Source organism: Pseudoxanthomonas sp. PXM01, from assembly GCF_014851815.1.
Taxonomy (GTDB): Bacteria; Pseudomonadota; Gammaproteobacteria; order Xanthomonadales; family Xanthomonadaceae; genus Pseudoxanthomonas_A.
Window position 1 is genome coordinate 249,223 of record NZ_JACVAJ010000003.1, and the last position, 22,822, is coordinate 272,044.

Below are 22,822 nucleotides of genomic sequence, written 5' to 3' on the forward strand. Positions count from 1 at the left end.
CGGCGTTTGACCGAACGCTGGTAGCCCCATGTACGACCCCATCCTCGATGCCCTGCGCCGCGGCGCCGTGGCCGACGCCCTGACCGCCGCCGAGGCCCTGGTGGCCGAACGCCCCGATGACCCGCAGGCATTGCGCTGGCTGTCCACCGCGCAGATGCAGGGCGGGCAGTCCGACGCTGCGCTGGCCACCATCGATCGCGCGATCGCGCTGGCGCCGGACAATGCCGAGCTGCACCTGGCGCGCGCGGGGGTGCTGGTCGGCAGCCGCCGCAACGAAGATGCCCAGGCGGCGCTGAGCCAGGCGACGGTGCTGGATCCCAACCAGTTCACCGCCTATCTGATCCAGGGCCAGCTGGCCCTCGGCCGCGGCGACCTGGACGAGGCCGAGCGCCTCAGCCGGCTGGCCGCACGCGCGGCACCGGACCATCCGCAGACGGCGGCGATCGACGGCATGGTCACCCTGCGCCGCGGCAAGCCGGACGACGCGCTGAAGATCGTGTCGGCCGCCCTGCAGCAGGCCCCCGACGATGTGCAACTTCGCTACGCGCTGGGCTTCATCCACATGGCGCTGGGCCACTGGGCCTTCGCCGAACAGGCCTTCCGCGGCGTGGTGGAGAAGGTGCCCGGCTCCGATAGCCTGCGCAGCCTGATCGCCGACCTCATGCGCCGGCAGGGCCGACCCGCCGACGCCGCCGACGAGCTGGCACCGCTGGTTGCGATCAACAACGCCCCGGCCCTGCACCGCTACATCGGGCACCTGCGCCTGTCCGCCGGCCAGAACGAGGAAGCGCTGGCGGCATTGCGCATCGCCCTCGCCGGCCAGCCGCGCGACCGCGATACCGTGCTGGCCATCATCGAGGCGTGGCGTCGCCTGGGCGCGCAGGACGATGCGCGCAACACGCTGGATGCCGCGCTGGCCACGACGGCCGATGCGCACGATCTGTGGCTGGCGCGCCTGCTGTTCGAGGCTGTCGGCAGCGCGGAAGCGCGCGCGGTGGTGGAACGCTGGGTGGCCGCCATGCCGGAGCACGTGCCCGCGCTCGAAGCGCAGATGTCGGTGTTCGATGCGGCCGGCGATGACGATGCCGCCGAAGCGGTGGCGCGTCGTATCGTTGAGCTCGATCCGGGCCGTGCCAGTGGGGAGCAGCGCATCGTCGAGGGCCTCATCCGCCGCGATCCGATGGCGGCGATCGCGCGGGTCGGCGAGCTCGCCAGCAAGGCCCAGAACCCCGACCAGCAGCGCAGCCTGCGCGGCTGGCAGGCCTTCGTGCGCGATCGCGCCGGTCGTTACGCCGAGGCGGTCGCCAGCTGGGGCGCCCTCGCGCACGAGCTCGCGCCCTCGCGCCTGCCGCTGTGGACGCAGACCGGCGCGACCGGTCCGTGGCCCGACCTGGGCGAGGTGGTCGCCTCGTCCGATCCGCGCCCGATCCTGCTGTGGGGCCCGCCGGGCACCGTGGTCGAATCGCTCGCCGGCGTCCTGGGGTATGTCAGCGACCGCCTGCGCGGCGACCGCTTCCTGCCGGAGCCCCCGAAGGACGGCTTCCAGAGCTATTTCACCCCCGCGCGCCTGCTGTCGGGCGAACTGACGGGCGAAGCGCTGATCGCCGACTGGCGCACCACGCTGAAAAACCGCTCGGTCGATACCGGCGTGGTCGACTGGCTGATCTCGTGGGACAACGCGCTGCTGCACGCGCTGCGCCCGCACCTGCCGGAAGCCCTGCTGATCGTGGCCGTGCGCGATCCGCGCGATGCGCTGATCGATTGGCTGGCCTTCGGCTCGCCCGCGCCGCTGGCGCTGGATGACCTGGAGGCCGGCGCGACGTGGCTGGCGGGCCTGTTCACGCAGATCGCCGATCTGCACGAGCAGGACCTGTACCCGAGCCGCCTGATCCGCATGGACGCGATCAAGGACGACGCCGGCGCCGTGGCGCAGGCGCTGGGCCAGGCGCTGGGTGCGCAACTGCCGTTGCCGCCGTCGTCCGGTGCGCGCCGCTTCCCGGAAGGCCACTGGCGGCACTATGCGCAGGCGCTGGCCGGCCCGTTCGCCACGCTGACGCCGGTCGCGGTGCGCCTGGGCTATCCGGACGCCTGATTTTCCTTTCTTCCTGCAGGAGCGACGCATGCGTCTGTGGAGCGACAGTTTCAAGCACATGGAACCCATCCCGGCCGAGTTCGCGATGGGTCAGCCCGACGGCTTCGCCGCCAACCGCAATCCGCACCTCGCGTGGGATGGCGTGCCGGAAGGCGCGAAGTCCTTCGCGCTGCTGTGCATCGACCCGGATGCGCCGACGGTGCCCGAGACCGTCGGCCGCGATGACGTGCAGATCCCGGTCGAACAGCCGCGCGCGCACTTCATCCACTGGGCGGTGGCCGACATCGCGGCGGACGTGCGCGAGATCGCTGCCGGCAGCTGCAGCGACGGCGTCACTGCGAAAGGCAAGCAACAGCCAGCGGGACCGGTCGGCGCGCGCCAGGGTCTGAACGATTACACGGGCTGGTTCGCGGGCGATGCGCAGATGGGCGGCGACTACTACGGTTACGACGGCCCGTATCCGCCGTTCAACGACCTGCGCGTGCACCGCTACTTCTTCCGCCTGTTCGCGCTGGACCTCGCCACGCTGGACCTGCCGGCGCGCTTCACCGCCGGTGACGTGGAGCGGGCGATGCAAGGGCACGTGCTGGGCGAGGCGCTGGTGTACGGCACGTACTCGTTGAATGCGCCGGTGCAGGGATGACACCGTCGGACGGGGACAATCCTTACGAGAGTCCCCGCAGTGCCATCGCCGAAGCCGCCGACACCGCCGTGGCGCTGGTGCCGGCCACGAAACTCCGGCGCTTCGTGCACTGGCTGGTCGACCGGATCGTCGTGGTCGGCATCATTTTCTTGGCGATGGTCGCGGCGGGCGTCGTCGGGGGCGAAGAGGTGCTGGACTGGGCGGAACGGCTGACCTGGTGGCAGGACCAGCTGATCGGCTTCGCGGTGACCATCGCGTATTACACCCTGATGGAAGGCACCACCGGCACCACCATCGGCAAGCTGCTGACGGGCACGCGCGTGGTCGATGAGGCGGGACGCAGGATCAGCTTTCTGCAGGCGTCGTTGCGTAGCCTGAGTCGCGTGGTGCCGTTCGAAGCCTTCTCGGTCCTGTTCGCGGACGACGAAGACCCGCGTGGGTGGCACGACCGCTGGCCGAAGACGCGCGTCGTGCGCAGTCGTCGTCCGGTGGCACTCCCGGCCTGATCCGCGTCGTGCGGCTCAGTCGACGGACGGCCGCCACCGCCAGCGTCCGTCCTGTTCGATGACCAGGCAGGTGGCCGTGGCGGGACACTCCCGCGCCACGTGGATCTGTTCCGGCGGCACGCCCAGCCGCCATGCCAGGCCCATCTGGCCGATCGCGTAGAAGCGCTGGTCGTCCGCCACGCTGACATGCAGCGGCGCGGCAACCGGTTGCCGTTCCAGCGCCTGCAGGGTCGCTTCGGCCCAGTGCGCACGGCCGATGAGGCCTGGATGGTCGAGCCGGCGCGTGCCTTCCACGGCGATCCACGATGACACCGCGATCAGCGCGGCGACCGCGAGCGCGATGCCGTCGGCGGCCACGCAGCGCGCCAGCACGACGACCGGCAGGATCACGGCGATGGCGGCGTAGTACTCGTAGCTGTTCCAGGCGAACAGGAAGTACGGGGCGTACGCGAGCCCGGCGAAGGCTGCGACGCACCACCACTGCATCGGTGCCAGCAAGGTGCGGCCGCGCCAGCCGGCGATCGCCCACGCAGCCAGCATCGGCAACGCGGTGGCCGCTATCCAGGCCAGGCCCTGCATCCGCTCGCCCGCGACCGCCATGCGCATCGCTTCGCGCGGGACATTCAGCAGCCATGCCACGAACGAGGCCGCGTTGCGCAGCACGTTGCCGCCCAGGCTGAGGTCGTAGGACGCGTCGGTGTTGGCGGTGAAGCGCGAGCGCAACGACAGCCAGATCGCGACGACGGCCACGCAGGCCAGCCAGGCGACGAGTTCGCTGCGGTCGAGCCGGCGCACGACGACGAACGCGGCCACCACCAGCATCAGCGCGGGCGTCAGCGCGGCGGATTCCTTGCTCAGCAGCGCCAGCGCCAGCAATACGGGCAACAGCGCCAACAGCACGTTGCGCAGCACGCCAGTGACGTCGTCGCGCGCGCTGACCCAGGCCGCAAGCAGCAGCGTGGAGAACAGCGTCAGCATCGCGTTGTTCGCCGCTGCCGCCCAATGCACCGGCAGCAGGTGCAGGGTCAGCGCGCCGTACACGGCGCCGGCGAAGGCGGCAATGCGGCCGGCATGCGGCCAGCGGCAGGCGCGTGCCAAGCGGAAGGCAAACAGGGCGACGCCCAGCGTGGCCAGCAGGTGCAGCACCAGGCTCACCACGTGCGCGGCATGGGCGCTGCCGCCCAGCGCGGCGTCGACCCAGCGCCAGTAGCCTTCCTGCGACAGCGGCCGCCAGAAACGCGGCGGCGAAGAGGGCCAGAAATCCGACCACCAGGGTGCGCCGGCGGCGTTGGTCGCGTGCGCGGCATGCAGGAAGACGTAGTCGTCGCCCCAGAACGGCGTCTGCAGCGCCGGCAGCCACATCAGCAGTGCGGAGGCCGCGAGCAGGGCGGCGGCGATCCAGGGAAGCGGGGAAGCGGTCCTTGCAGCGTGGCTCATCAGTCGCGTGTCGGAACGGGTGACGCGCCACTATAGCGGCTGGTCCGCGGGGCCGATGCGCGCCATGACGGCATGGCGCGCATCACGCGACAGTGCGCTACTTCTCCTCGCTGGCCGACTCGACCACCATGTCCAGCACGTACGCCTTCGACGACGCATCGGCGGGCGGGTTCTTCACCGTGTAGCGGTCCACCCGCAGCACGTTGCGGATGCCGGGCTCGTGCGTGTAGCCCTCGATGCTGTCGTAGAAATGCTGGAACCCGCCCGACGTTCCGGTCTTCAGGCCTTTGTCGTCGTACTGGATCTCGCGCACCTGCAGGCACTGCTTGTCGGGGATCAGCGGGTGGCTGCAGGGCTTGGTCTCGGACGCGACCTCCAGGAACACGCGCTCGCCGGTGCCGCCGTAGCGGGTCTCCGCGGTGGGTTCGCCGGTGAAGGCGAGCACGTCGCCGGTGGCGGTGGTCAGCGTCAACGTGGGCGGCTCGCCGGCGGCGGTCGCCATCTTCAGCGTGCCTTCCAGGCGCTTGCCGACTTCCTGGTCCAATGCCATGACCGCGCTGTCGCCGCAGGCCATCTGGGTGGCGGCCAGGCGCCCGGCCGTCAGTGAGCCGTCGGCGACGGTATACGTGCCGCCCATGCGGTTGCAGGTGTTGGACACGCCCACGCGACCATCGCGGAAATCGAGTTGCACCGGCTGGTCCGCGCGGGCGAACAGCGCCGCGATGCGCTGGCCCTGCGCATCGGTCGCCTCGCTCAATCGCCAGTGGTGTTTCGGCAGCAGGGTCGCATCCGCAGTACCGGCAGGCGCCGCAGGGGTCGACGCGGTGGGTGTGGTGTCGGCAGGCGGGGCGGCGGGATCGGCGGGCTTCGTGCAGGCGGCCAGGGCCAAGGGCAGGGCGAGCAGCAGCAATCGTTTCATGGTGGCGTCCTCGGAGAGTGGCCTATGCAAACGCGCGAGGAGTTGGAACGGGGTGAAGGACGCCGGCAGCGCAGTGCCGTACGTCAACTCCCGACCGGCATCAGCAACAGCAGCAGCGCACCCAGCACGATGCGGTAGATGGCGAAGCCGGTGAAGCGGTGCGCCTTGATGAAGCCGAGCAGCCACTTCACCACGACGAAGCCGGTGGCGGTGGCCGCAGCGAACGCCAGCGCCACTTCGCCCCAGTTCTCGCTGCCCAGCGCGTCGTCCTTCACCAGCTCGAGGAAGGCATAGCCGCTGGCCGCGAACATGGTGGGAATGCCGACCAGGAACACGAACTCCGCCGCCGACGAGCGTCGGCTGGTGCCCGCCAGCATCGCCATGAAGATCGCCGCGGCCGAGCGCGACGTACCGGGGAACACGCCGGCCACCACCTGCGCCAGCCCGACCAGGATCGCCACTTTCCAGGTGATCGTGGCGACATCGCCGCGCTTCTCGGCGAAATGCTCGGCCACCAGCATCCACACGCCGCCGATGATCAGCGCCCAGGCGATGGGAGTGACGGTCTCCGGCAGTTCCCAGCCGGCCAGGCGGACAGGCAGGCCGACGGCCGCGGTCACCAGGAAGGCGGTGGCCAGCTTGAAGGCGTAGTCGCGGGTTTCGGGATCGCCCCAGCCGGTGGCCAGTTCCCAGATGCGCTTGCGGAACACCAGGGTCGTCGCGAGGATCGCGCCGGCCTGGATGATGATGTTGAAGAAGTCGGAGCGCTCACCCAGCCAGTGCTGCGCGATCAGCAGGTGGCCGGTGCTGGAGACGGGCAGGAATTCGGTCAGGCCTTCGAGGATGCCGAGCAGCAGCGCGGCGAGCAGGTCGGTCATCGGGCTCAGGGGTGGAAGACGGCGGCCAAGAATAGAGGAAACGCTAGCGCACCGTTTTAGGGATATGTGTCAGAAAAACGCACCATTACAGGGATCGCGTGTGAACTTCATGTCAACACTGCCCTGCTAAATCAATGGCTTGGGTGACTTCTGAGGTTGGCACGGCGATTGCTTTGTACCGGCACATCCTTACCCAACCCGAGGTTCCAAGATGTCGCTGGAGAACGTTGAAAAGCTGATCAAGGACAACAAGGTCGAGTTCGTCGACCTGCGCTTCGTCGACATGCGCGGTGTCGAACAGCACGTCACGTTCCCGGTCAGCATCGTGGACGCGTCGCTGTTCGAGGACGGCAAGATGTTCGACGGCTCGTCGATCTCGGGCTGGAAGGGCATCAACGAGTCCGACATGGTGCTGCTGCCCGACCCGAGCACGGCCTACCTGGATCCGTTCTACGCCGACCCGACCCTGGTCCTGGTCTGCGACATCCTCGACCCGGCCACCATGCAGGGCTACACGCGCGATCCGCGCGGCATCGCCAAGCGCGCCGAGGCCCACCTGAAGGCCAGCGGCGTCGCCGACGTGGCGTTCTTCGGTCCGGAGCCCGAATTCTTCATCTTCGATTCGGTGCAGTTCGCCAACGAGATGGGCAACACCTTCTTCAAGATCAATTCCGAAGAAGGCGCCTGGAACAGCGGCAAGAGCTACGACGGCGCCAACAGCGGCTACCGTCCGGGCATCAAGGGCGGCTACTTCCCGGTCCCGCCGACCGACTCGCTGCACGACCTGCGCGCCGAGATGTGCAAGACGCTGGAACAGGTCGGCATCGAAGTCGAAGTGCACCACCACGAAGTCGCCACCGCCGGCCAGTGCGAAATCGGCGCCAAGTTCAACACGCTGGTGCAGAAGGCGGACGAACTGCAGCGCATGAAGTACGTGGTGCGCAACGTCGCCCACCGCAACGGCAAGACCGTGACCTTCATGCCGAAGCCGATCGTCGGCGACAACGGCAGCGGCATGCACGTGCACCAGTCGCTGGCCAAGGGCGGCCAGAACCTGTTCTCCGGTGACGGTTACGGCGGCCTGTCGCAGCTGGCGCTCTGGTACATCGGCGGCATCTTCAAGCACGCCAAAGCGATCAACGCGTTCGCCAACTCGGGCACCAACAGCTACAAGCGCCTGGTGCCGGGCTTCGAGGCGCCGGTGATGCTGGCCTACTCGGCGCGCAACCGTTCCGCTTCGTGCCGCATTCCGTGGGTCGCCAATCCGAAGGCGCGCCGCATCGAGATCCGCTTCCCCGATCCGCTGCAGTCCGGCTACCTGACCTTCACCGCGCTGATGATGGCCGGCCTGGACGGCATCAAGAACCAGATCGACCCGGGCGCGCCGAGCGACAAGGACCTGTACGACCTGCCGCCGGAAGAAGAGAAGAACATCCCGCAGGTCTGCTCCAGCCTCGACCAGGCGCTGGACGCGCTGGACAAGGACCGCGACTTCCTCAAGGCCGGCGGCGTGATGTCGGACGACTTCATCGATGCGTACATCGCGCTGAAGATGCAGGAAGTGACCAAGTTCCGCGCGGCCACGCACCCGCTGGAATACCAGCTGTACTACGCCAGCTGATGTCGGCGCACGCGCACATCGCGATGCACGCGGAGGGCCATGCACCGGCCCTCCGCACCGCAGCGGTCGCGCACTGAGTTCTCGCGGCGATGGCGACGGATCTCCCCTCCCACCCGTCGCCATCGCCGCACCTTATTGAGCGCATCGTCCTGCGATGCGTTCGACCGGTTGGGGAACCGGGGCACCACCCGTCTTCGATTCACGGAGATCGCACCAACGCTGTAACTGGGGAAATACAGGAGAGGTCCATGAACCGCAGCTCCCTCCCACGTCATCCGTTCCTGCCGCAATCGATCGCGGCAGGCACGGAGGCGGTTCATGCATCGCTCCGCACCGAACACGTGCACGCGGCCAGGGGGTTGCGCGCACCGGTGACCTGAAACCGCCGGCCGGCTCCGGTCGGCCGGTTCCATCCACCATCGGGGTATGCGCATGAAACTGATCACCGCCATCATCCGGCCGTTCAAGCTCGACGAGGTCCGAGAGTCCTTGTCGCAAGCGGGCGTGTCCGGCATCACCGTGACCGAAGTGAAAGGCTTCGGCCGGCAGAAGGGCCACACCGAGCTGTACCGCGGCGCCGAGTACGTCGTCGATTTCCTGCCCAAGATCAAGATCGAAACCGTCGTGACCGACGAGCGACTGGAGGCCGTCATCGAGGCCATCCAGCAGGCGGCCGGCACCGGCAAGATCGGCGACGGCAAGATCTTCGTCACCACCATCGACCAGGTCATCCGCATCCGCACCGGCGAAGTCGGCGCGGACGCGCTCTAACACTCGGAGCCCCACATGAAGACTCGACTGTTGTCCGGGTGGAAGACCCGTGCGCAAGTGCTTTGCCTGGCCGCGCTGTGCGGCCTGATGACCGTGGGCGTGGCGGCGACCGCCTTCGCGCAGGACACCGCGCCGCCAGCGACCGAAACGACCGCCGAGGCCGCGCCTGCGGCGGACGTGGTCACCGAGACCGTCACCGAGACGGTGGCCGAAGCGCCCGCACCGGAAGCGGCGCCGGCCGAAGAAGCCGCCGCTGAGCCGGTGGTGGAAAAGGGCGACGTGGCGTGGATGCTGACCTCCACGCTGCTGGTGCTGCTGATGGTGGTGCCGGGTCTGGCGCTGTTCTACGGTGGCATGGTGCGTTCGAAGAACGTGCTGTCCGTGCTGGTGCAGGTCATCACCGTGTTCTCGCTGCTGGTGGTGCTGTGGATCGTCTACGGCTACAGCCTGGCGTTCTCGGGTGAAGGCCAGTGGATCGGCAACCTCGACAAGCTGTTCCTGAAGGGCGTGACGCCGGAAACGCTGGCGGCCACGTTCAGCGATGGTGTGAGCCTGCCGGAATACGTGTTCGTCGCGTTCCAGTCGACGTTCGCGGGCATTACCGGTGCGCTGATCGTCGGTGCGTTCGCCGAGCGCATGAAGTTCGCCGCGGTCATCCTGTTCTCGGTGATCTGGTTCACCTTCGGCTACCTGCCGATCGCGCACATCGTGTGGGCCACCGGTGGTTACCTGTTCGAACTGGGCGCGCTGGATTTCGCCGGCGGCACCGTGGTGCACATCAACGCGGGCGTGGCCGGTCTGATCGGCGCGTACTTCGTTGGCAAGCGCCTCGGCTACGGCCAGACCGCGCTGAAGCCGCACAACGTCACCCTGACCTACGTCGGCGCCTCGCTGCTGTGGGTGGGCTGGTTCGGCTTCAACGCCGGCTCCAACCTGGAAGCCAATGCAGGCGCCGCGCTGGCCTTCATCAACACGCTGGTCGCCACCGCCGCCGCCGTCCTCGCCTGGGCATTGACCGAGAAGATCTTCAAGGGCAAGTCGTCCGCGCTCGGTGTGGCCTCGGGTGCGGTGGCCGGTCTGGTCGGCATCACCCCGGCCGCCGGCCTGGTGGGTCCGTTCGGCGCCGTGGCCATCGGCTTCATCGCTGGTGTGGTCTGCGTGTGGGGCGTCACCGGCCTGAAGCGCCTGCTGAAGGTCGATGACACCGCGGACGTGTTCGGCGTGCATGCGGTCGGCGGCATCATCGGCGCGATCCTGACCGGCGTGTTCCATGCGCCGAGCCTGGGTGGCCCGGGTGCCGAGGACTTCGACATGGTCGCGCAGGTCATCAAGCAGGCGACCGGCGTGGGCCTGACCATCGTCTGGATCGGGGTGGTCTCGGTGGTCGCCTTCCTGATCGCCAAGGTCGTGTTCGGTCTGCGCGTGACGGAAGACGCCGAGCGCGAAGGCCTGGACATCGTCTCGCACGGCGAATCGGCCTACGAGGCCTGATGGATTGCCGGGGACGGCTTTGCACTAAACTGGTGCAATGTCGTCCCCGGACCCGTCCCCTATGCGTTTCGAGCCCACCACCGACGCGCTGAGCACGCCGGTGGCCTGGGCGGATGCCGCCGGCCTGATCCGCGGCGTGAACCCTGCCTTCGCCCGCTGGCTGGGCGTCAGTACCCGCCGCCTGCTGGCCCAGCCGCTGGCGGCCCTGGAGATCGAAGGCGACGCCATGGCGCGCTTCCTGGAAAACACCGACCGCGACGTCCTGCGCCTGCACCGCATGGCACTGGGCATGCCGGGCGAGTCGCCCTGCTTCGCCGAAGGCTGGCTGTCGCGGCTGGAGGGCGGCGGCTGGCTGCTGGAAGCGCATCCGGTCGACGAGTTCCCCGCACTCGATCCCACCCAGGTGTTGCCCAACGCCTTGAGCGCGGCGCTGAAAGGCCTGGCGCACGAGCTGCGCAATCCACTGGCCGGCCTGAAAGGCGCCGCCCAGCTGCTGGCGCGACGGGCCGCACACCGCAACGACAACGACGACGAGCGCGAACTGATCGAGCTGATCGAGTCCGAGATCAACCGCCTCAACACCCTGCTGGAGCAGCTGCTGTCGCCGTCGCCGCAGCGGCCGCACGCGCCGCTCAACATCCACACCGTGCTGGAGCGCGTGTTGCGCCTGGCCGAGAACGAGGGCGGCTGGTCGGTACGCCTGCAGCGCGACTACGACCCCAGCCTGCCGGAACTGTCCGGCGATGCCGACCGCCTGACCCAGGCGGTCTGGAACCTGGTGCGCAACGCCCTGCAGGCGGGTGCGGCCAACATCATCCTGCGCACCCGGGTCGAACACGGGTCGCGCATCCACGACCACCTGCACGCGATGGCGCTGCGGGTGGAGATCGTCGACGACGGCCGCGGCGTGCCCGAAGCGCTCGCCGAGCACCTGTTCCTGCCGCTGGTCAGCGGCCGCGCCGAAGGCAGCGGCCTGGGCCTGGCGCTGTCGCAGCAGGTGGCGCGCGAACACCGGGGGTCGCTGACCTACCGCTCGCGCCCCGGCCATACGGTCTTCACCCTGCTGCTGCCGCAGTCGCTGCACGACACCGACGAGGAACGTCATGTCCATTGATCGCCTGGCCGCATCCACCGGCGGCGCCGACGCGCGCCGCATCTGGGTGGTCGATGACGACCGCTCCGTCCGCTTCGTGCTCGCCACCGCGCTGCGCGATGCCGGCTATGCGGTGGACGGCTTCGACAGCGCTGCCGCCGCGTTGAGCGCCCTCGGTGCCCGCGGCGCGCCCGATCTGCTGTTCACCGATGTGCGCATGCCCGGCGACGACGGCCTGGTGCTGCTCGACAAGCTGAAGGCCACGCATCCGCAGCTGCCGGTCATCGTGATGTCGGCCTACACCGATGTCGCCAGCACCGCCGGCGCGTTCCGCGGCGGTGCGCATGAATTCCTGTCGAAACCGTTCGATCTCGACGACGCGGTAGCGCTGGCCGCGCGCACGCTGCCCGACGCGGAAGAGACGGCCGACGCCGCGCAGGACAGCGACGCGGCGCCCACCCCGCAACTGATCGGCGACACGCCGGCGATGCGCGCGCTGTTCCGCGCGATCGGCCGGCTGGCGCAGGCGCCGCTGTCGGTCTTGATCACCGGCGAAACCGGCACCGGCAAGGAGCTGGTCGCGCATGCGCTGCATCACGAATCGCCGCGTTCGCGAAAACCGTTCGTCGCGCTGAACACGGCCGCGATCCCCTCGGAGCTGCTGGAAAGCGAACTGTTCGGCCACGAGGCCGGTGCCTTCACCGGCGCGCAGAAGCGCCACATCGGCCGGTTCGAACAGGCCGACGGCGGCACGCTGTTCCTCGACGAGATCGGCGACATGCCGCTGCCGCTGCAGACCCGCCTGTTGCGCGTGCTGGCCGAGGGCGAGTTCTTCCGTGTCGGTGGACGCGAGCTGATCCGCGTGGACGTGCGCGTTATCGCGGCGACACACCAGGACCTTGATGGCCTGGTCGGCGAGGGGCGCTTCCGTGCCGACCTGCTGCACCGCCTCAATGTCGTGCGCCTGCAGCTGCCGCCGCTGCGCGAACGGCGCGCGGACGTACCGCAGCTGGCGGAGAACTTCCTGGCCATGGCCACGCGCAAGCTGGACATCGCACCGAAACGTTTCAGCAATCCCGCCCTGGACCTGCTGCAGGCCCACGACTGGCCCGGCAACGTGCGCGAACTTGAAAACGTCTGCTGGCGGCTGGCCGCGCTGGCGCCGGCCGACGTCATCAACACCACCGACCTGCAGGGCGCGCTGTCGCATGCGCCGATCGCCGGCGGGCGAGGCGAGTGGGATCACGCCCTCGGCGAATGGGCGCGCCGGCGCCTGCTGGAGGGCGCGGAATCGCTGCATGCCGAGGCCCGCGAGCGGCTCGATCGTACGTTGCTCGAAGTGGCGCTGGAACTGACCCACGGCCGCCGTGCCGAAGCCGCCGCCAAGCTCGGCGTGGGGCGCAACACGGTGACGCGCAAGCTGGGGCCGGGCCGCAAGCGCGGCTGAGGCGCCGTCGCTTTCATTGCGCGTGAAGGTATCGCTGGTTACGTTAGCGGGCCACATCCTGCTCCCGGAGCTTTCCATGCGCATCGCCTTGCTGGCCGCCGCATCCGCCCTCGCGCTGGCCGCCTGCGGCACCACGCCGTCGCCGTCTTCGCCGGCGTCGACCGCGACGACCGTCGTCCCCACCACCAGCACCGCCAGGCAGGCGGTCGCCGTGCTGGCCTCGGCATCCGGCAGCCTCGTCAGCGGCAGCGTCACCCTCACGCCGATGGGCAAGGGCCTGCACCTGACCGGTGAGATCGGCGGCCTGCCGGCCAATGGCACGCACGCCTTCCACATCCACGAGAAGGGCGACTGCAGCGCCGCGGACGCGAGCAGCGCGGGCCCGCACTTCAATCCGTTCAATGCAGCGCACGGCAAGGCGGGCAGTGGCGCGCACCATGCCGGCGACATGAACAACCTCACCGCCAACGCCGATGGCGTGGCCAAGGTCGATGCGCATCTCGAAGGCGTGACGCTGGGTGGCGGTGCCGTCAACGACGTGGCCGGCCGGGCGCTGATCGTGCATGCCGCGCCGGACGACTACGCCAGCCAGCCGGCCGGCAACGCCGGTGCACGCATGGCGTGCGGCATCATCAAGGTCACGCAGTAACGCAGCGACGGGCGTCGGGCCGCCGGCCCGATGCCTCAGGCGTTCAGTGAGGCCCGTGCGTCCGTATTGCCGGGACAGTGCGCGAACGTCACCGGGATGCCGTGCGCTTCCAGCACGGCAGCGATCTGCTGCTGGCGCGCCTGGAAATGCAGGTAGGCGCGCTCCAGGCGCTCGTCGGTGGCCTCCTGCGACGCGTAGCGCGCACGCCAGGCGGGCGGTTCGAACAGCGCGATATGCACTTCGCCGCCTGCATAGCGCAGCAACGGTTCCGGCACCGCGTCCAGCCAGCATTCGTCCGCTGGCGCCATCAGCGCCGTCTCGATCACCGGCCACAGCGGCCCCAGGCCGCCGTGCTCGTACTGCATCGCGGTCATCGCCGCGAGGTCGTGCAGCGTCATATAGCGCGCGTGTTCGATCTGCGCGCCGAACGCGGTCTGCGCCAGCAGCGCGGTATCGGCCTGGGCCATGCCGGTTTCGAGCAGCACGCTCTCAAGCCGTTCGCCGACCGCTTCAACCGTATGGTCATCGCCGCTGAGCAGGAAGGGCACCACACGCAGCAGGCCGCCGCGCAGGCCATCGTCCGCCTGCAAGGGCATCGGGATGTCACCGGTGTCGTCGGCGCCGAAGGCGATCAGCTGTGCGCCTTCGCCGCGTCCAGGCGCGCGCTGGTGCAGTTCGCGCAGCCGCTGGTGCAGCGACCAGCCGGGCCGTAGCGCTTCGGCAGGATCGAAATGCGCAGCGGCGAGGACGAGATCCAGGTCACGGACCTGCGGCGCATGCGTGGCGAGGTCGCGCCCCAGCTTTTCCGCCAGCCCGCTCGCCTCCGCGGCGTGCAGCGCGGCGCGCTGCGGCGTGCTGCCGGCCGCCAGCTCGAGGGCGATCACGCCCATGACGACGGGGCTGGTTGTGGATCGAGTCATGTCAGCGGTTGGAGGCGGTGGAGGGGCGGATTACACTCCCCCATTATGCCTGCCGTACGCAGGCGCATCTTCACCATCCCATCGTCGCCATCCGCACAGAGGTCCCCATGCCCGCTCCCCGTCCCGTCGCCATCCTCGGCGGCGTCCGCATTCCGTTCTGCCGCCAGAACACGGCCTACGCGGATGTGGGGAACCTGGGCATGTCGGTGCGCACGCTGGGCGCGCTGGTCGAGCGCTTCGGCCTGCACGGTCAGCAACTGGGCGAAGTGGCGATGGGCGCAGTGATCAAGCATTCGTCCGACTGGAACCTGGGCCGCGAAGCCGCCTTGTCGTCCGGTTTGTCGCCGCTGACGCCGGGCATCACCCTGCAGCGTGCGTGCGGCACCAGCCTCGATACCATCATCCACATCGGCAACAAGATCGCGCTGGGCCAGATCGAGTCCGGCATCGGCGGCGGTTCCGATACCACCTCCGAAGTACCGATCGTCTACGGCAAGAAGCTGCGCGCACGCCTGCTCGCGGCCAACCGTGCCAAGACCACGCAGGACAAGCTCAAGGCGCTGGTCAGCGGCTTCAAGTTCGGCGAACTGAAGCCCGAGTTCCCCGGCGTGGCCGAGCCGCGCACCGGCAAGAGCATGGGCGACCACTGCGAGGACATGGCGAAGGAGTGGAACATCTCGCGCGATTCGCAGGACGAGCTGGCCGTGGCCTCGCACAAGAAGCTGGCCGCGGCCTATGAGCGCGGCTTCTTCGACGACCTGATCGCGCCGTTCCGCGGGCTGGAGCGCGACAACATCCTGCGCGCCGATACCTCACTGGAAAAGCTGGCGACGCTGAAGCCGGCGTTCGACAAGACCTCCGGCCGCGGCACGCTGACCGCTGCCAACTCCACGCCGCTGACCGATGGCGCCGCCGCGGTGCTGCTGGCCAGCGACGAATGGGCACGCGCGCACGGCCACGAGCCGCTGGCTTATCTGAAGGATGCGCAGGTCTCCGCCGTCGACTTCGTGCATGGCGAAGGCCTGCTGATGGCGCCGACGGTGGCCGTCCCGGAGATGCTCAAGCGCCACGGCCTGACGCTGCAGGACTTCGACATCTACGAGATCCACGAGGCGTTCGCCGCGCAGGTGCTGTGCACGCTGCGCGCGTGGGAGAGCGAGGACTACTGCCGAAACCGCCTGGGCCTGGACGCGCCTCTCGGAAAGATCGATCCAGCGAAGATGAACCCCAACGGCTCCTCGCTGGCGACGGGCCATCCCTTCGCGGCCACCGGTGCGCGCATCGTTGCCACCGTCGCGAAGGAACTGAAGCAGCGTGGCGGCGGCCGTGCGCTGGTGTCCATCTGCACCGCCGGCGGCATGGGTGTGGTGGCGATCATCGAGCGGTAAGGCGGCGCTGCGATGTCGCCGCGATGCTGGGCGCTGCTTGCGTTGTTGCTCGGCGGTGCCACGGTCTCTGCTGGCGAGGAAACGGTCGTGCCATCGGACCCACACACCTGGTACGGCGATCTCCGTCCGCTTATTACCCCGACCGGGCAATGTCCCGGCGGAACAGTCGAGCAAGTCCGCAGGCGCATGTCGGTTTCCGAGCCGCATCCAGTGAATGCTTCCGGCGTAGTGCGACGATTCTCCCTATCGACGCTACGCGGTGTTGTGGACTCGGATGCGGTGCACGAGTTCTACTTCAGATCAGATCTGTCCGGTGATCGTTTCTGGGGATTCGGCGGCTACCTGATCTCGCGTGATGGAGGTGTCATCCACACACAAGTCACCACCATCGATAATTGATGCGTCACCTATCGATGTCCACGACGTGCAACTGACGGTGCACTCGATGCCGGGCTAGCGCGTCTGGCCCTGCACCTGCGCACTCCCCACCCCATGCCGATGACCTTCGCTGACGGCAGTCACCGTGCCATCCGCATTGAAAACCAGTGCATTCGCTGCACCGATCTCCGCAGGCTGGTCCGACCAGCGTTGTCCACGCTGCGCCAGCGCCCTCGCAGACGCGCTGCCGGCGAAACCGGGTTCGACATCGGTCACCGCACCGTTGCGCTGCGATAGTCGCGGCGCATCGATGGCCTGATCCATCGGCAGGCCGAGATCGACGTAATTGACGATGGTCTGCAGCACCGTCGTGATGATGGTGGAACCGCCGGGGCTGCCGATCGAGAACGCGGGCCTGCCGTCCTTCAACGCGATCGTCGGGGTCATGCTGCTGCGCGGGCGTTTGCCGGCCTCAGGAATGTTCGGATGCGGCGCGGTGAAATCGAAGTCGGTCAGCTCGTTGTTGAGCAGGAAGCCATAACCCGGCACCACCATGCCGCTGCCACCCCAATCTTCGATCGTGAAGGTGTAGGCGACGACGTTGCCGTCCTTGTCCGATACGGTCAGATGCGTGGTGTGCGCGCTTTCGGGCTGCAGCGTGCGCGGTGCCGGGCGCAACGGATAGCTGGGGTCCTGTTGGAACGGATAGGGATCACCGGCAGCCACCACGCCTGGTGCGGCCCGGCCCTGATCGATCAACCCCCGACGACGTGCCGCGTAGTCCTTGCTGAGCAGGCCCGCCGCCGGTGCATCGACATACTCCGGATCGGCAAGGTAGGCATCACGGTCGGCAAACGCCAGACGGCTGGCTTCCAGATACAGATGCTCGAGCTGTTCGCGTGGCAGCGTCTTCAGGTCGTAGCCTTCGAGGATGTTCAGTGCCTCGAACACGGTCACGCCCCCACTGCTCGGCAACGCCATCCCGTAAAGGTCATAGCCGCGGTAGGTGGAATGCACCGGCAGGCGCAGGCGTGCTTCGTAGTTGGCCAGGTCGGCGAGCGTCATGCGGCTGCCGCGCATCGATAGACCGGGCGCGGTAGGCGGCCGGTTGACCGTATCGACGATCGCGCGCGCCAACGGTCCTGCATAGAACGCGTCCACGCCACCGTCCGCCAGCAGCCGATACGTGCGGGCAAGATCGGGATTGCGCAGCAGCGTACCCGACGGAATCGCCTTGCCGTTCCTCAGGTACAGCGCTGCCGTCGCCGGGAAGCGGTTGAACTTGCGTTCGTTCTGGCTCACCAGAGACGAGAAGTTGGCATCGACGGTGAAGCCGTCTTCCGCCACGGTGATCGCCGGCGCCAGCACCTGCGCGAGCGACATCGAGCCGTAGCGCTGCAGTGCCTCGTGCCAGCCGCGCACGGTACCGGGCACGCCGACCGACAGTCCGCTGGCGACGGCGGTGTCGAAATCCATCTCCTTGCCGTCTTCGATGAAGAGCGTCGGCAGCGTGGCGGCCGGTGCCGTCTCGCGATGGTCGATGGTGATCACGCGACGATCCTTCGCCAGGTAGACCACCATGAAACCGCCGCCGCCGATGCCGCAGCTGAAGGGGTCGGTCACCCCGAGCGTGGCGGCTGCGGCAACGGCGGCGTCGACGGCGTTGCCGCCCTGGTCGAGGATCGCGATGGCGGACCTCGTGGCCTGTTCGCTGATCGTTGCGGCGGCGCCGCCCGTTCCCCTCGCTACGGGTGTCTTTGCCTGCGCGGCGGTGGTCATCAGAGCGACGAGGAGCAACGAAACGCGCAGGAGTCGATTCATCGGACGTCACCACCGGGAGGCCCCCGGATTGTCACACGTGCCCCGGCTTGTCGTGAGCCTGCTGTGGGCGCTCGAGGTCATGGAATGGGGGCCGTCCAACCCCGCGGGGCCATGCGGCGCGTTGGAGGTGTGACCGGCCCGATGGCCTTGCCCTTCCGCTTGGAGGTTTCATGCGCACGTACAGGACGTATCGAGTCGTTTCCTCCCTGGCTTTGCTGGCCTTGCTCACCTCATGCAGCAGGCATGAGATGGCGCCCGCCGAAGCGGATACCGCGGTGGCGTCCGCGCCGATGATGGCCGAAGCCGCCGACGCCGCGGTGGCCGCGGTGCCCCAGAAGAGTCTCGAGCCGCCGGTACCGCAGGGCCCCGGTGTCGATGCCTCGCAACTCGCTTCCGGTGTCCTGGCGCAGACCGACCCGCAACGCCGCTTCATCCGCACCGCGATGGCGGACTTCCAGGTCAAGGACGTCTACCGCACCGCGCTGGCGATCGAGGACGAGGTGGCGAAGCAAGGCGGCTTCGTCGTCGACAACGACATCCAGGCGCAGGTGCAGCGCGTGCAGAGCCGGTCGATCGGCAACGGCAAGCGGCTGGAACTTTCCGAGTATCGCCTGCAGGGTGCGTTGACCGTGCGCGTACCCAGTGAGCGCACGCAGGCGTTCCTGCGTGCCATCGCGTCGCAGATGGAGTTCATGGACCGGCGCAGCTTCACCGCGCGTGACGCGCAGTTCGACCTGCTGCGCCAGCAGCTCGCGCGGCAACGCGCGCAGGACGAGCAGCGGGAACTCGGTGACGCGGTGCAGGCAGGCGGCAAACTCGGTGACAAGGCCGATGCCATCCAGGCGCGTGGCGCCGCGCGCACCAGCCGCGACGAAGCGCTGATCGCGCAGAAGGAATTCGAAGACCGTGTGGCGTTCAGTACCATCACGCTGTCGCTGCGACAGGACGTGCAGGTACGCAAGGCCGAACGCGTGGACGTGGATGCGGTGTTCCGCGACAACGGCCCCGGCTTTTTCAGCCAGTTGGGGGACGCCCTGGCCATCGGTTGGCGCGGCAGCCTGCAGGTCGCGGTGGCGCTGGCCGCGGTGTGGCCCCTGTGGCTGGTCGTGCTGGCTGTGGTGATCGGCTGGCGCCGCTGGAGCAGCAGGACGCCGGCGGTCGGCTGACGTCAGCCTTTCAGGCGCGGCAGTCCATGCGCATCACGCTCCTCGACGACGGCCTCGTCGTGGATCGCCTGCTTGATGTCGCGGCCAGGGAGTCGCGCGGGCACCTCGCCGCGCGCGGCCTTCAGGGCGTTAGCGCGACACTGCTGGGCCGAGGCGGTATCGCCGGCTTCGTCGAAACCCACGGCTAGTTCTTCCCATGCCTCGGCACCTGCCCCCTGGGCGACGGCGCGATGCAGGAAGTCCTGTGCCGCCGTCCACTGCCCCTGAAGGCGCGCGAGCCGTCCCAACGTCACCAGCAGGGCGGGACTGGCCGGGTGCGCCTGCAGCCAATGTTGCGCGCTGGCGCGGCGCGAATCGAGTTTGCCGACCGGCAGGCGGCCATACAGCGCCACAAGTCCCTCGTCCCAGCGTGACTCCAGCGCCTGCTCGATGCTGCGCGTCGCCGCGTCTTCCCAATGCAATGCCGCGGCGCGCTCGGCGTAGGCGGCGACCACGGAAGGCTGGACGCGCAGGGGTTTGGTCAGGATCTCCCAACGCTCGGCCAGCACGTTGGGATCCGAGGCCTCGCGCAGGGATTGCGTCGCCAGCCGGATCTCCAGTGCCTCGAATGCGGCCGGCGCCAAGGCCTGCTGTTGCTTCAGTGCGCCGAGCAGGCCGTACGCTTCGCCGGCCCGCGCGGTGCCGGCCAGCGCGTCGGCGCGCAGGGCGAGGCCGCGAGGCGGCAACGGTTGCACGTCGGCGGTATCCAGCGCGATCAGCGCATCGTGCGGGCGGCCGGCATCCAGTGCGATCTGCGCCGTGGTGATCGCATGGGCCTGCGGTGACCGTTCGCGCAACGCGGTCAGATGACGCTGCACCGACGCCTCGTCACCCCGCTCCTGCGCCGCGCGCACCGCTGCCGCGCGTGCGATGCCGCCGACTTCATCATCGCTCGCGGCGCGCTCCAGCAGTTTCTCGGCCTTCTGCCAGTGCCCCGCGTGCAGGGCTTCCAGGCCCTCGATGAGGCGCGCTCGCGCCTGCTTGCGGCGATGCCGGCCCCATGCGCGGAACGGCAGCGTCAGCAGGTTCCACGCCAGCCATGCCAAGCCACCGACGAGCAGCAGGGCCAACGCCGCGCGAGGCACGTTCGTATGCACGTCGTACCCCGCGAAGCGGACGAAGACCTCGCCCAGGTCGCGGTCGGTGCCCGCCATCCACTGCGAGGCCAGCACACCCGCGAGCAGCAGCAACAACAGCACCACCACGGTACGGAACGGCTTCATGGCGAGACCTCCGGTGTTTCCACGGGTGCCGTCGGCTGCAAACGCAGGCCCGCGTTGCGCAGCATGCGCAGTTGCTGGAGCGTGCTGCCCAGTTCGGTGGGCCGCGGCGGCGGCGACGTCGTCTGCAATGTGCGCAACTGCGCGTGAACCCCGCGTCGCTCCGGTGAATCGGGCCATAACCTGGGCAGCCAGGTATCGATGCGCTGCAAGGCGGCGCGCCAGGCAGCATCGTCGTCGCGTTCCAGTGCGGCGCGCGCCAGGCTGATCTCGATCTGGAGCGCGGCATCGGCGGCGTTGCGGGCATCCGGCGTCACCAGCGTGGTGTCGCGCGTGGGACGGACATCGACCAGCGGTGCGAGCCAGCGCTGCCACGCGGGACGCGACGGCAGGTCCGCCACTGCGGCGGGATCGCGCGGCAAGCCTTGCAGCGCCACGACAAGGGCGTCCAGGCGCGCCATCGCATCCGCCTGAGGACCGGCCCCCAGTGCATCCACGGCGCCACGCTCTTGGGCCAACGCCTGCTTCAGGTTGAGCAGGCGATGGTCGTCGATGCCGTCGAGCGCGCCCGCCGCCAGCGCATAGGCGCGGCGCGCGCCGGTGACGTCGTGGGCGATGTCCAGGCGTTGCGCCGCCTGCGAAAGCAGCAGTTCCACTTCATCTAGGCGCAGCGCCTGTGCGCCGTGGCGGGTGGGATCGGTGAGTTTGGCGACGCTTTCCTCGAGCAGCGCGCCGCGCTGGCCGAGGCCGAGCACTTCGTCGCGCAGTACGCGGTTGGTGGCCGCGGCATCGAGGAGCCGTTGCGCCTGCGCACGCTGGTCGCGGCGCAGCGCATCGGTACGCGATTCCAGTGCATCGAGACGCTGTTCCGCCGCCGACTGCGCCGTCTGCCGGTCCGCGTTGCGCGCCTGCCACCACGTCCAGCCGCGCCAGGCGCCGAGGCCAAGGGCGAGCAGCACCGTCACCGTCACCACGACGCGTGCGCGGTTGCCGGAGCGGGGTGGCGGGGAGGACAGGTCGTCGTTCACAGGTGTCCTTGGCGGCAGAGAAAAGCGTGATGTGCGCCGCAGATGCTACCGGATGCCGTTGAGGCGGGCGGTGCACGCCGCTTTCACCAGCTGCGCGGGGCGTGGCCCGTCGGCGAGGACGACGCGGGCGAAACCAGCCTCGCATGCGGCCTCCGCCAGGCGTTCGCTGGCGGCCACCACCGGCAACGCCCGGAAGCGGCCTGAGAGGCCATCGGGGAGTTGCGCCAGCACCTGGTGCAGCGCGCCGCCGCTGCTGAGCAACAGGCAGGCAGGCTTCTCCAGCCCGGCGAGCGCCTCGAGCGCACGGGTGCCCAGCGGGATGGAGGCGCGCCGGTACACCTCGGCGCGGAGCACGTGGGCGCCGCGCGCTTCCAGCGTGGGTACCAGCAGGTTGCGCCCGTCCGGCGCGGTGATGAAGCCGAGCGTAGTGCCGCGGAGATCCGCCAGCCCGGCCAGCGCCAAGAGGCCCTCGCTGTCCATTCGGGCCGGGAACGCAACGTCGTCGATGCCGGCGCGGCGCAGGGCGGCTGCGGTGCCGCTGCCCACCGCCAGCCACGACTGTCCAAGGCTGGACCGGAGCGGTTGAAGTGCGTGTGCAGCAGCGACTGCGGCGGGACTGGTGAACACGACGACGGGGCAGTTAAGCGCGGCGCGCAGGGCTTCGCGCGTGGCGTCGTCGGCGCATCGGGCGATGCGCCACGGCGACAGCGCCAGCAGTCCCGCGCCCTGGCGGCGGGCGGCACGTCGCAGCGCATCGTGGCCACCTTGGGGCCGCAGCGAGATGACGTACCATGCCGGCGGCGTTGGATGTCCCATGCGCGGATTATGAGTGATGAGCCCGGAAGAAGCCCTGCAGGAACTGCGTGACTACTGCCGCGGCATGCCGCCGGTGGCGGCGATGCGCGTGGAGGTTGAGGGTCTCCATGGCGACGCCCTGCGGCTGACCGCACCGCTGTCGGCCAACGTCAACGACAAGGGCAATGCCTTCGGTGGCAGCCTGACCTCGCTGATGACCGTGGCGGGCTGGGGCCTGGTGACATTGAAACTGCGGTTGGCGGGCCTCAAGGCGGAGGTCTACGTCGCCGACAGCCGGATCCGCTATCTCGCGCCGTTGTATGGCGACCTGGTCGCCGACGCGACCTTCGCCGACGGCCAGTCGCCGGACACCCTCATCGACACGCTGGTGCAGCGCGGCCGGGCGCGGATCCAGGTGGATGCCTGCGTGCGACTGCCTGAAGGCGGCATGGCCACCACGCTGAGCGGGCGCTTCGTCGCCATCGCGAAGCGGTAGCATGCGGGCCACGACCGGGGGAAT

At 69.0% G+C, this 22,822-nt stretch carries 22 protein-coding genes; 14 read left to right on the forward strand and 8 right to left on the reverse strand.

Going from position 1 to position 22,822, the window contains the following annotated elements:
• The first annotated feature begins 28 nt into the window (after positions 1–28).
• From IB230_RS17765 to IB230_RS17775, 3 genes are read left to right on the forward strand one after another with little or no spacing between them, the layout of a single operon-like run.
• Positions 29–2,092 carry a tetratricopeptide repeat protein gene (locus IB230_RS17765; RefSeq protein ID WP_192274198.1) on the forward strand — a complete coding sequence of 688 codons (2,064 nt, stop codon included), beginning with the start codon at positions 29–31 and terminating at the stop codon, positions 2,090–2,092.
• Positions 2,093–2,120: 28 nt separating this feature from the next.
• The gene (locus tag IB230_RS17770) at positions 2,121–2,735 is read left to right on the forward strand and encodes a YbhB/YbcL family Raf kinase inhibitor-like protein (protein WP_192274199.1); all 615 of its coding nucleotides are present in this window, start codon (positions 2,121–2,123) and stop codon (positions 2,733–2,735) included.
• Complete coding sequence (locus IB230_RS17775; protein WP_192274200.1) at positions 2,732–3,241, forward strand: RDD family protein; 510 nt, start codon at positions 2,732–2,734, stop codon at positions 3,239–3,241. Before IB230_RS17770 ends, IB230_RS17775 begins: the two co-directional genes overlap by 4 nt.
• Positions 3,242–3,256: 15 nt before the next feature.
• Here IB230_RS17775 and IB230_RS17780 read toward each other — a convergent pair whose 3' ends face one another.
• The 3 genes from IB230_RS17780 to IB230_RS17790 all read right to left on the reverse strand — a co-directional run bounded on the left by IB230_RS17780 (position 3,257) and on the right by IB230_RS17790 (position 6,475).
• Positions 3,257–4,678 carry a hypothetical protein gene (locus tag IB230_RS17780; RefSeq protein WP_192274201.1) on the reverse strand — a complete coding sequence of 474 codons (1,422 nt, stop codon included), beginning with the start codon at positions 4,676–4,678 and terminating at the stop codon, positions 3,257–3,259.
• Between the two features lie 97 nt (positions 4,679–4,775).
• Positions 4,776–5,597, reverse strand: coding sequence for an META and DUF4377 domain-containing protein (locus IB230_RS17785; protein ID WP_192274202.1), 822 nt, complete (start codon positions 5,595–5,597; stop codon positions 4,776–4,778).
• A gap of 83 nt (positions 5,598–5,680) precedes the next feature.
• Positions 5,681–6,475, reverse strand: coding sequence for an undecaprenyl-diphosphate phosphatase (locus IB230_RS17790; RefSeq protein WP_192274203.1), 795 nt, complete (start codon positions 6,473–6,475; stop codon positions 5,681–5,683).
• A 211-nt stretch (positions 6,476–6,686) separates the two neighbouring features.
• On the opposite strand from IB230_RS17790, the gene glnA reads away from it, so the two are divergent.
• From glnA to IB230_RS17820, 7 genes are all read left to right on the forward strand, one after another.
• Positions 6,687–8,096, forward strand: a complete 1,410-nt coding sequence (glnA, locus tag IB230_RS17795) for a type I glutamate--ammonia ligase (protein WP_192274204.1) — start codon at positions 6,687–6,689, stop codon at positions 8,094–8,096.
• Positions 8,097–8,344: 248 nt separating this feature from the next.
• Positions 8,345–8,476: a hypothetical protein gene (locus IB230_RS19875; protein ID WP_255430508.1), complete on the forward strand. Its 132-nt coding sequence runs from the start codon at positions 8,345–8,347 to the stop codon at positions 8,474–8,476.
• A 52-nt stretch (positions 8,477–8,528) separates the two neighbouring features.
• Positions 8,529–8,867 (forward strand): P-II family nitrogen regulator, encoded by a 339-nt coding sequence (locus IB230_RS17800; RefSeq protein WP_055941078.1) that lies wholly within the window; start codon positions 8,529–8,531, stop codon positions 8,865–8,867.
• Positions 8,868–8,882: 15 nt separating this feature from the next.
• Positions 8,883–10,358 carry an ammonium transporter gene (locus IB230_RS17805; RefSeq protein ID WP_192274205.1) on the forward strand — a complete coding sequence of 492 codons (1,476 nt, stop codon included), beginning with the start codon at positions 8,883–8,885 and terminating at the stop codon, positions 10,356–10,358.
• Between the two features lie 37 nt (positions 10,359–10,395).
• Positions 10,396–11,472 carry an ATP-binding protein gene (locus tag IB230_RS17810; RefSeq protein ID WP_192274206.1) on the forward strand — a complete coding sequence of 359 codons (1,077 nt, stop codon included), beginning with the start codon at positions 10,396–10,398 and terminating at the stop codon, positions 11,470–11,472.
• Complete coding sequence (gene ntrC / locus IB230_RS17815; protein ID WP_192274207.1) at positions 11,462–12,898, forward strand: nitrogen regulation protein NR(I); 1,437 nt, start codon at positions 11,462–11,464, stop codon at positions 12,896–12,898. Before IB230_RS17810 ends, ntrC begins: the two co-directional genes overlap by 11 nt.
• Before the next feature lie 76 nt (positions 12,899–12,974).
• Positions 12,975–13,547: a superoxide dismutase family protein gene (locus IB230_RS17820; RefSeq protein WP_192274208.1), complete on the forward strand. Its 573-nt coding sequence runs from the start codon at positions 12,975–12,977 to the stop codon at positions 13,545–13,547.
• Between the two features lie 35 nt (positions 13,548–13,582).
• Here the strand turns inward: IB230_RS17820 and IB230_RS17825 are convergent, their stop codons facing one another.
• Positions 13,583–14,467: a hypothetical protein gene (locus IB230_RS17825; protein ID WP_192274209.1), complete on the reverse strand. Its 885-nt coding sequence runs from the start codon at positions 14,465–14,467 to the stop codon at positions 13,583–13,585.
• A 107-nt stretch (positions 14,468–14,574) separates the two neighbouring features.
• Between IB230_RS17825 and IB230_RS17830 the strand changes: the two genes are divergently transcribed.
• Together IB230_RS17830 and IB230_RS17835 are read left to right on the forward strand one after the other, a co-directional pair.
• Positions 14,575–15,855 (forward strand): acetyl-CoA C-acetyltransferase, encoded by a 1,281-nt coding sequence (locus IB230_RS17830; RefSeq protein WP_192274210.1) that lies wholly within the window; start codon positions 14,575–14,577, stop codon positions 15,853–15,855.
• A 12-nt stretch (positions 15,856–15,867) separates the two neighbouring features.
• Positions 15,868–16,254, forward strand: coding sequence for a hypothetical protein (locus IB230_RS17835; RefSeq protein WP_192274211.1), 387 nt, complete (start codon positions 15,868–15,870; stop codon positions 16,252–16,254).
• Between the two features lie 54 nt (positions 16,255–16,308).
• Here IB230_RS17835 and ggt read toward each other — a convergent pair whose 3' ends face one another.
• On the reverse strand, positions 16,309–18,054 hold the full coding sequence (gene ggt, locus IB230_RS17840) for a gamma-glutamyltransferase (protein ID WP_192274212.1): 1,746 nt from the start codon (positions 18,052–18,054) through the stop codon (positions 16,309–16,311).
• A gap of 248 nt (positions 18,055–18,302) precedes the next feature.
• Between ggt and IB230_RS17845 the strand changes: the two genes are divergently transcribed.
• Positions 18,303–19,220, forward strand: coding sequence for a DUF4349 domain-containing protein (locus IB230_RS17845; RefSeq protein ID WP_192274213.1), 918 nt, complete (start codon positions 18,303–18,305; stop codon positions 19,218–19,220).
• 2 nt (positions 19,221–19,222) lie between these two features.
• On the opposite strand, the gene IB230_RS17850 is transcribed toward IB230_RS17845, so the two are convergent.
• From IB230_RS17850 to IB230_RS17860, 3 genes are read right to left on the reverse strand one after another with little or no spacing between them, the layout of a single operon-like run.
• Positions 19,223–20,482 carry a heme biosynthesis HemY N-terminal domain-containing protein gene (locus tag IB230_RS17850; protein WP_192274214.1) on the reverse strand — a complete coding sequence of 420 codons (1,260 nt, stop codon included), beginning with the start codon at positions 20,480–20,482 and terminating at the stop codon, positions 19,223–19,225.
• Entirely contained in the window at positions 20,479–21,507 is a 1,029-nt protein-coding gene (locus IB230_RS17855; RefSeq protein WP_343227360.1) for a hypothetical protein, read from the reverse strand. The genes IB230_RS17850 and IB230_RS17855 overlap by 4 nt, the downstream gene beginning before the upstream one ends.
• A gap of 45 nt (positions 21,508–21,552) precedes the next feature.
• A complete protein-coding gene (locus IB230_RS17860) occupies positions 21,553–22,323 on the reverse strand; it encodes a uroporphyrinogen-III synthase (protein ID WP_192274215.1) in 771 nt (256 codons plus the stop codon).
• Between the two features lie 16 nt (positions 22,324–22,339).
• On the opposite strand from IB230_RS17860, the gene IB230_RS17865 reads away from it, so the two are divergent.
• On the forward strand, positions 22,340–22,798 hold the full coding sequence (locus tag IB230_RS17865) for a YiiD C-terminal domain-containing protein (RefSeq protein ID WP_192274216.1): 459 nt from the start codon (positions 22,340–22,342) through the stop codon (positions 22,796–22,798).
• Positions 22,799–22,822: the final 24 nt, after the last annotated feature.